9 protein-coding genes and 1 pseudogene are annotated in these 8,215 nt (G+C 70.2%); 5 read left to right on the forward strand and 5 right to left on the reverse strand.

Features of this window, described 5'->3' with window-relative positions:
• Positions 1-338 precede the first annotated feature (338 nt).
• Positions 339-1,196, reverse strand: coding sequence for a molybdopterin synthase (locus EXE45_RS12750; RefSeq protein ID WP_137694549.1), 858 nt, complete (start codon positions 1,194-1,196; stop codon positions 339-341).
• A gap of 132 nt (positions 1,197-1,328) precedes the next feature.
• Here EXE45_RS12750 and pyrH point away from each other — a divergent pair, with 132 nt between their 5' ends.
• From pyrH to EXE45_RS12770, 4 genes are all read left to right on the forward strand, one after another.
• Positions 1,329-2,048, forward strand: coding sequence for a UMP kinase (gene pyrH / locus EXE45_RS12755; RefSeq protein ID WP_137694550.1), 720 nt, complete (start codon positions 1,329-1,331; stop codon positions 2,046-2,048).
• Complete coding sequence (gene lysS, locus EXE45_RS12760; protein ID WP_137694551.1) at positions 2,045-3,826, forward strand: lysine--tRNA ligase; 1,782 nt, start codon at positions 2,045-2,047, stop codon at positions 3,824-3,826. Before pyrH ends, lysS begins: the two co-directional genes overlap by 4 nt.
• Complete coding sequence (locus EXE45_RS12765) at positions 3,827-4,081, forward strand: zinc ribbon domain-containing protein (protein WP_092919935.1); 255 nt, start codon at positions 3,827-3,829, stop codon at positions 4,079-4,081.
• Between the two features lie 105 nt (positions 4,082-4,186).
• Positions 4,187-5,098 (forward strand): sensor histidine kinase KdpD, encoded by a 912-nt coding sequence (locus EXE45_RS12770; protein WP_137694552.1) that lies wholly within the window; start codon positions 4,187-4,189, stop codon positions 5,096-5,098.
• Here EXE45_RS12770 and EXE45_RS21715 read toward each other — a convergent pair.
• The 4 genes from EXE45_RS21715 to EXE45_RS12785 form a co-directional block, all read right to left on the reverse strand.
• Entirely contained in the window at positions 5,082-5,216 is a 135-nt protein-coding gene (locus EXE45_RS21715) for a hypothetical protein (RefSeq protein ID WP_255510099.1), read from the reverse strand. The two genes, EXE45_RS12770 and EXE45_RS21715, sit on opposite strands and share 17 nt — an antisense overlap.
• A 111-nt stretch (positions 5,217-5,327) precedes the next feature.
• Positions 5,328-5,627, reverse strand: coding sequence for a DUF5808 domain-containing protein (locus EXE45_RS12775; protein WP_092919937.1), 300 nt, complete (start codon positions 5,625-5,627; stop codon positions 5,328-5,330).
• Positions 5,628-5,722: 95 nt separating this feature from the next.
• On the reverse strand, positions 5,723-7,504 hold the full coding sequence (locus tag EXE45_RS12780; protein WP_137694553.1) for a bifunctional N(6)-L-threonylcarbamoyladenine synthase/serine/threonine protein kinase: 1,782 nt from the start codon (positions 7,502-7,504) through the stop codon (positions 5,723-5,725).
• A gap of 9 nt (positions 7,505-7,513) precedes the next feature.
• On the reverse strand, positions 7,514-7,822 hold the full coding sequence (locus EXE45_RS12785) for a 30S ribosomal protein S24e (RefSeq protein WP_092919939.1): 309 nt from the start codon (positions 7,820-7,822) through the stop codon (positions 7,514-7,516).
• Positions 7,823-7,971: 149 nt separating this feature from the next.
• On the opposite strand from EXE45_RS12785, the pseudogene EXE45_RS12790 reads away from it, so the two are divergent.
• Positions 7,972-8,215: pseudogene (locus tag EXE45_RS12790) on the forward strand (hypothetical protein); the annotation flags it as partial.

Raw genomic sequence — 8,215 nt, forward strand, 5'->3', positions numbered from 1 at the left:
CCGGAGGATGTTATAAAGGCAACACCGTTGGGCGACGTTCAGGGGGTTTCAGGGCGTTTCACTGATCCTACCGAGCTAAAACGTGTCTGACGGACTCTTTACAACGATTTCAAAACGTCGTAGATATTTTATAATCGAATCTGAGGGCGTTTCTGCCGCCGATAACTCGGTACGCGAGTAACCCGTCCCCGCCGCGCTCGTCGGACGATTAGCGGCAAAATATCCCGATTAACACCGCCTCGGAGCGCCGGCGCGCCCCTCGCGTCGGGCCGTCCGCGGTCGCGATCCGGGTCTCGAATCTCCGCGGCGCACCGACTCGGACTCTCTCCGCGGGCCGTTCAGTCCCGGCGGTGGACCCAGAACGTCTCCGACTCCGTCGCCTCCTTCTTGAATATCGGCACCTCGTCTTTCAGGCGGTCGATCCCGTCCTCGACCGTCCGGAACGCCTCCCGGCGGTGCCCGGCGAGGACGACGACGAACACGATGTCCTCGCCCGCCTCGATCACGCCGGTGCGGTGGTGCATCCGCACGTCGAAGACGCCGTCGCGCCCCGCGAGCTCCTCCGCGATGGCGTCCATCCGCTCCGCGGCGACTCCCTCGTACTTCTCGAACGCGAGGTGCGTCGTCCGGTCGTCGTCCGGGGCGTCGCGGGCGCGCACGCGCCCGGTGAACGTCGCGATCGCACCCGACCGGTCCGCGTCCGCAGACGCCTCGACGCGGTCCACCAGCGTCTCGCGGGTGATCCACGGCTCCGCCGCGTCGAGGTCGACGACGAGGTCGTCGAGGTCGACCGCGTCCGGGTGTTCCGCGGTCGCGAGGACCGTTCCCGGTACGCTTTCGGGATCCGGATCGGCGCCGAGGAGGACCGCCGACACGCGCAGTCGCGACTCCCCGACGGCCAGCAGATAGTCGTGATCCGGCGCGAGTCCGTCGAGCAGGTCGTCGAAGCCGTCGACGCTCCCTCGGCCGCTCCAGTTCCCGTCCGCGTCGAACGCGAGTTCGGTGTCGGCGTCCGGTCGCTGTACGGGGTCGGTGACTCCGCCGTCGGCGGCCGGGTCGCTCCCGTCCGGCTCGCTCCGAGCCTCCCGGCCCGAACCGCCCTCCCGCTCGACGACGGCGACCCGGCCGTCGAGCCGCGCCGCGAGCCGGCGAGCCAGCTCCGGGGCCCCGTCGCCGACGATCGATATCGGTCGCATACCCGAGGGCGGGGCGCGACGGGCTTAGGCGTTTCCCGGTCGGCCCGTCGTCCCCGATCGGCGTCCCGGCGCCGGCTCGGTCGCGGCCGGGCTTGACAATCCTTAAGACCGCGACAGGGATACTCGTCGGCAATGAGAGTCGTCGTTTCCGTGGGCGGGAGCGTGCTCGCGCCGGACCTCGACCCCGAGCGCGTGGCCGCGTACGCCGAGGCGATCGAACGGCTGGCCGCCGCCGGCTGCGAGGTCGGGGTCGTCGTCGGCGGCGGCGGCGTCGCCCGCGAGTACATCCAGACGGCCCGCGACATCGGGGCCAACGAGGTCGAGCTCGACCGGCTCGGCATCGGGACGACCCGGCTCAACGCCCGGCTCCTGATCGCCGCGCTCGGCGACCACGCGAGCCTCGCGCCCGCGACCGACTACGAGGAGGCGGCGGCCGCCCTCCGCCGCGACGAGGTAGCGGTCATGGGCGGGGTGACGCCGGGACAGACCACCGACGCGGTCGCGGCCGCCTTCGCCGAGTCGGTCGACGCCGACCTGCTCGTCTACGCCACGAGCGCCGACGGCGTGTACGACGCCGACCCCAACGCCGACCCCGACGCGACCCAGTTCGCGTCGCTGTCGCCGGCCGAACTCGTCGAGGTCGTCCTCCCGATGAGCCGCGACGCCGGCGCGTCCGCGCCAGTCGACCTGCTCGCGGCGAAGCTGATCGACCGGGCCGGAATACGCTCGATCGTCCTCGACGGGACCGACCCGACCGCCGTCGTCGACGCCGTGTTGCGCGGCGACCACACGGGGACCGACGTGGTCCCGATCGACGGCGACGAACCGAGCGACTGGGCGGGGGAGCGATGAGCGCGGACGGCGCGGCCGACGAGCCGACCGAGTCCGGGACTGACGACGCGCCCGCCGCCGACTCCCCGCACATCCTCTCCGAGCAGTCCGCGCTCGGGGATGGACCGACCGGCGGGGGCGAGGGCGCGTCCGACGACCGGGAGGAGGCGGCCGACGGGTCCGCGGAGGCGTTCCACGCCTTCTGGGCGGACGTGGTCGCTGACGAGATCGAGGCGCGCGACCCCGAGGAACCGATCGTGATCAAGGGCGGCGTCTCCCCCTCCGGCGTCGCTCACCTCGGCAACTTCAACGAGATCATGCGCGGCTACTTCGTCGCCGAGGTGCTCCGCGATCGGGGCCGCGAGGTCCGGCAGGTGTTCACTTCCGACGACAAGGATCCCCTGCGGAAGGTGCCGCGGAAGCTGGCGAACGCGGACGGCGAGATCGTCGGGCTCGGCGAGGTCGACGCGGGCGCGCTCGGCCGCAACCTCGGGGTGCCGTACACGTCGATTCCGGACCCGTTCGGGGAGGCGGAGTCGTACGCGGCCCACTTCGCGGGGCTGCTGAAGGCCGACGCCGACCGCCTGAACGTCCCGGTCGAGATGCTCTCGAACACCGACCTGTACGCCGACGGCGCGTTCGACGACGCGGTCCGGACGGTCCTCGGTGACCTCGACCGCGTCCGGGACGTGCTCTCGCCGTATCAGGACAAGGTCGACGACGAGTACGTCCCCTTCAACCCGGTCTGTGAGGCGTGCGGGAAGATTACGGAGACGGTGACGGGGATCGACCTCGAAAGCGAGACCGTCGACTACGTCTGTACCGACATGGACGCCGGCGGCAACACCATCGAGGGCTGCGGCCACGAGGGCACCGCGACGTTCCGTGAGGGGAAGCTCCCGTGGCGGCTGGAGTGGCCCGCCCAGTGGGGCGTCCTCGGGGTCGATTTCGAGCCGTTCGGGAAGGACCACGCGGAGGGGTCGTGGCCCTCGGGCGTCGACGTCGCGCGGAACGTCTTCGGCGAGGAGCCGCCCGTGCCGATGGTGTACGAGTGGTTCACGCTCAACGGCGAGGCGTTCTCCTCCTCCGAGGGGAACGTCGTCACGGTGCAGGAGCTGTTAGAGCTGCTCGAGCCCGCGGTGTTGCGCTACTTTTTCGCGCTCCACCCGAAGAAGGCCCGCGACCTCGATATCGAGCGGCTCGACCAGTTGGTCGACCGGTTCGACCGGTTCGAGCGCGCCTACTTCGGCGAGGTCGACGACCCGGACCTCACGGCCTTCGCCGAGCGCGCCTACCCGTTCGTCGTCGGGCGCGCGGACGACCCGCCGACCGAGAAGCCGCTCCGGCTCCCGTACACGTTCGCGGCGGTCCTCGGCATGGTCGACGACCCCGACTTCCGCGAGCGGCTCGCCCGCGACGAGGGGCACATCCCCGAGGACGCCTCCCCCGAGGCGGTCGACGCCGCGCTCGCCCGCGTGGACCAGGCTCGAAACTGGGCCGAGCGGACCGAAAACGAGTACGACTACCGCCTTCAGACCGACCTCCCGGCGGTCGAGTTCGACGACGAGGTCGCGGCCGCGCTCGACGACCTCGCGGAGTTCGTCGCCGCGGGCCACGACGGCGAGGCGATTCAGGGGGCGATGTACGAGACCGCCCGCGACCACGACGTCGAGGTGAGCGAGTTCTTCGCGGCGGGCTACCGGCTGTTCTTCGACGACACGCAGGGGCCGCGGCTCGGGGAGTTCCTCGGCGAACTGGAGCGCGACTACGTCGTCGACCGGCTCCGCCGGGAGGCGTAGATGCCGGAGGACCGTTCCCTCGACGACTTCGCCGAGGCGGACGACGCCAGCGGCGAGGCGCCGACGGACGGGTCGGTCGGCGCCGACGGCGATACCACGGAGTCCGGTCCCGACGATTCCGACGAAGTCGAGCCCGCGACCGCCACCTCGACGTGGCACGGCGACGGCGCGGCGTGTGCCGAGTGCGGTCAGCGGGTCGAGCGTCGCTGGCGCGACGGCGACGACTTCGTCTGTGCCGACTGCGCCTCGTGGTGAGTCCGACATCGGCGCTCCAGCGGAGTCCGGCGGTCAAAACTTAAGCCATCGGCCGTCGAGGTGTTCAGCGAGAGGAAAATCCGTCGGATGTTGAGTTAAATATAAATGAAGGATATCTCGGAACACCTCTACGGACGGTCGGCGGCAGCGATCACGGCGGTGTACGTCCTCGTCGGGGCGCTGCTCGCGGTGGGCATCGACTTCGCCGTCGCGTCCGCGGGCGGATCCGCGGCCGTCTGGACCCCGACGCGTCTCGTCAGTGACTGGCTGCTCGTCGCCGGCTCCGGCGGACTGCTTTACGGCGCGGTCACGCACCACCGGAACCGGGCGGAGACCGCTCGACGGGACCTCGAAACCTCCAACCAGCAGCTCCAGGTGTTGAGCCGCGTGTTCCGGCACAACGTCCGCAACGACCTCAACGTGATTCAGGGGTACACCGACCTGCTGTCCGATCGGGTCGACGACGAGCGGAGCCGACAGTGCCTGGAGACGATCCGGGAGACCACCGACGACGTCGTCGCCATCAGCGAGAAACTCCGGGTGATCGAGGACGCGTCGCCCGAGCGTCCGGACGGTCGCGTCGACCTCGTCGCCGCGGTCCACGAGGCGATCGGGGTCGTCGACGCCGAGGGCGCCGCGGTCACCGTCGAGACGCCCTCGGAGGCGTGGATCCGTGCGGACGACTCCGTGGAGTTCCCGATCCGCGAGGTGTTCGAGAACGCGGTCACCCACAACGACGGTTCGACCCGCCGCGTGGAGGCGACGATCCGCGAGAACGGAACGACCACCTGTCTGGAGGTCACCGACAACGGACCGGGGATCCCGCCGGACGAGCGCGCGGTGTTACAGGCCGAAGAGGAGACGCCGCTCTCGCACGCGAGCAGCATCGGGCTGTGGCTCGTCAAGTGGATGTGTGAGACGCAGGGCGGCACCGTCCGGTTCGAGACGGACGACGACGGCACCACGGTCCGCCTCCGGTTCGAGTCGGCGGGCCAGCCGGCTAGTCCAACTCGGTGATCGTCACGGCGTACACCGCGCCGCAGTTCCCGCATTCGACGTGGACCCCGCGGCTGGTCTCGCCGCGGGTGAACTCGGAGATCTCCTCCGAACACGAGCACTCGAACTGGACTTCCATTACCGGACGTATGTACTTCTGATATTTAAAAGAAACCGACGAGGAATCACCGCTGAAACTCGGTTCCCGTGCTATCACGGCCCACGGATTCCGGCCCGGTCGCCGGCGCCGTCAGTCGTCGTCGACGATCACTTCGACGGGGCCGTCGTCGTCCTCCGCGGCCTCCTCGTCGGCGTCGCCGGCCGGGGCGCCCCCGGCGGACTGCTGCTGGTAGTAGAGCCCGCCCGCGACCGCGAGGACGATCCACGACCGCCAGTTGGCGAGGTTCAGGGTGTAGCCGATGCCGAACGGCTTCTCGACGAGCATTCCCTTGTCGGGCTGCCAGTACGACGAAAGCAGCCGCCCGAGGCTCGGACGCTCGAAGTTGTACGGAATCCCGAGGATCTCTCCGGACGACGGTTTGTCTGCCATACCCGTTCCTCTGTCCGCCGGCACCATAAATCGTGGCGCAATCGCTCTCCGATTTCGCCGCGGAGCCCGACTGCCGTCGTCGACCGCGACCGTCGTCAGCGATAGCGACCGCGGTCCGCCACGTCTCGAAGCCGGTCGAGGACCTCGCCGTCGCCGGCCGCGTCGTATCCGGCCTCGAACGCCGCTATCAGCGGCTCCGGATCGGTCGCGGTCGCTCGGATCGACCCCTCGAACACGTGGAGGTCCATCGCGTGGTCCTCGACGTGCCCGGTGTGGTAGCCGAGCCCGAAGTCGATGAGGTACGTCTCCGGCGTCGCCTCCGGCCCTCCCACGGACCGCCCCACCTTCTCGCCGCCGGGCGACACCCGCACGTTCCGAGTGGTCGGGTCGCCGTGGACGATCCCGGCGCCGTGAAGCCGTGCGAGGTAGCGGCCGACCGCCTCGATCGGGCGCTCGTCGAGGGCGGCCGCGAGGTCGCGCTCCCCGACGTACCCGAGGGTCAGCGTCGCGTCTGAGAGGTCGACGTCGTACACGAGCGGGGTCGGGACCCCCGCGCGCCGCGCCTCGCTCGTCAGCCGCGCCTCCGCGACGGTCCGGTCGCGCCTGAGCGTCCGGTCCAGTTCCGGGTGTCGGTACGCCTTCTCCACGCGCCGCTTGATCACGCGGCGCTCGTCGCCGGTCCCGGTGACCGTGACGGTCGCCTCCGCGCCGCGGCGGTCCGCCTCCGGGTCGCGCTCGGCACCGTCCGGTTCGCTCCCCCCGCGTTCCCGTGCCACCGACTCGCCCGACCGCCACGTCACCGGCACCTGATCCGGCCGGAAGTCCGGGTCGACCCTCGACTCCGCGATCGGGATCGTGTCTCCGGAAGCGGCCATCTTCGCGCCCAACACGGCGATCATGCCGGCGTTGTCGCGGAGGAAGCGCGGCTCCGGCGCGTGGAATTCGGCGCCGCGGGCCTCGCACATCGCGGCCAGCATCTCGCGGAGCCGGTCGTTCTGCGCGACGCCGCCGCCCAACACGAGTTCGTCGGCGCCCGTCAGCGACAGCGCGCGCTCCGACACCTCCGTGAGCATCGCGAAGACGTGTTCTTGGAGCGAAAAGCAGATCTCCTCGACGGGGACGCCGTCGTCCGCGGCGTCGTTGGCGGCCGAGCTGATTCCGGAAAAGGAGAAGTCCATCCCCTTGACGACGTACGGCAGATCGAGGAGGTCGGCGGCGGCGACCGAGCCGGAATTTCCGTTCCCGTCCCCGTCTCCGACTCTGCTCTCGTCTCCGTCCCCGTCTCTGCTCCCGTCCCCGCGTCCGCCCGCGGCCGCCGCGAACTCCGCGGCCGCCGCCTCCACCTTCGGTCCGCCGGGGTGGCTCCACCCGACGTGGCGGGTGAACTTGTCGAGCGCGTTGCCCACGCCGGCGTCCATCGTCTCACCGAGCACGCGGTATCGACCGTCGTGGTAGCCGAGCAGGTGCGCGTTCGCCCCCGAGGCGTTCAGACACACGGGGTTGTCGAAGCCGGAGCGGTGGCGACCGATCTCTAAGTGCGCCACCATGTGGTTGACGCCGACGAGCGGCACCGACAGCGTCCCGGCGAGCGCCCGCGCCGCTGTCCCGACGATTCGGAGGCAGGGCCCGAGTCCCGGGCCGCGAGAGAAGGCGACCGCGTCGACCGCGTTCGGGCCGTATTCCGCCTCGGCCGCGGTCAACACGTCGTCGACGACTTCGGGGATCGCCTCCGACATGTGTTCGGCGGCCTCTCGCGGGTGAATGCCGCCGCTGTCCGGTTCGTATGGGTCGGATTCGATGAGAACTGCGTCGGTCTCGGCGTCGTACAGCGCGGCGCTCGCGCACCACGCGGTACCCTCGATGCCGAGAACGCGCATCCGGCGGCGTCAGGCCTCTTCGGCGTCCGCGTCGGCCTCGTCGCCGATCTTGTTGCGTTCGAGCATGTGGTCCTGCTCGACGTCCAGCGCGTCGGCGGCCGAGTCGTACACCTTCGCGTAGCCGACCGTCTTGCGCATCCCGAACTTCGTGTCGAGCTCGTGGACGACGACCTCCTCGGAGTCCTTGTCGAGCTTGGCCGCCAGCGAGTCGCGGACCGACAGCCGCGAGGGAGTGGCCTCCTCGTGCGTCGTCTCGAAACGGATGTCCGTTCGGTGCAACATCGGGTTCTCGTCCTCGGAGATGATATCGACGTCCATGGTTCAGTTGGGCGTATATCCCCCCGAAAGCTGTAAAAGGATTTCGAAGCGGGGGTGTCGCCGCCGAACCGTCCGCCGACCGTCGACCGAACGCCCCGTTCGGCGTCAGGGTTTCACTTCTCCGGGCCGTGGGTTGCGTTACCACGTGGATGTCCGACGACCCCCGATTCGACCCGACCGAGCGCTCGGAGTACGAGCTCACCAGGTCGGCCAACGTCATCGTCCCGATGCCGCCGCTCCGAAAGGCTCGGATCTGCGGCGCGCTGGCGCTCCTCGGCTCGCTCGCCGCCCCGGTCGTCGCGACCCTCCCCGCGGCCGTCCGGGAGGCGAACTTCGCGGGGCCGCCGCTCACGACCTCTCTCGGCGTCGCGGCCGTCGCGCTCGCCGGCACCG

It is taken from the genome of Halorubrum sp. SP9, from assembly GCF_005435015.1.
In the GTDB taxonomy this organism is placed as follows: domain Archaea; phylum Halobacteriota; class Halobacteria; order Halobacteriales; family Haloferacaceae; genus Halorubrum; species Halorubrum sodomense.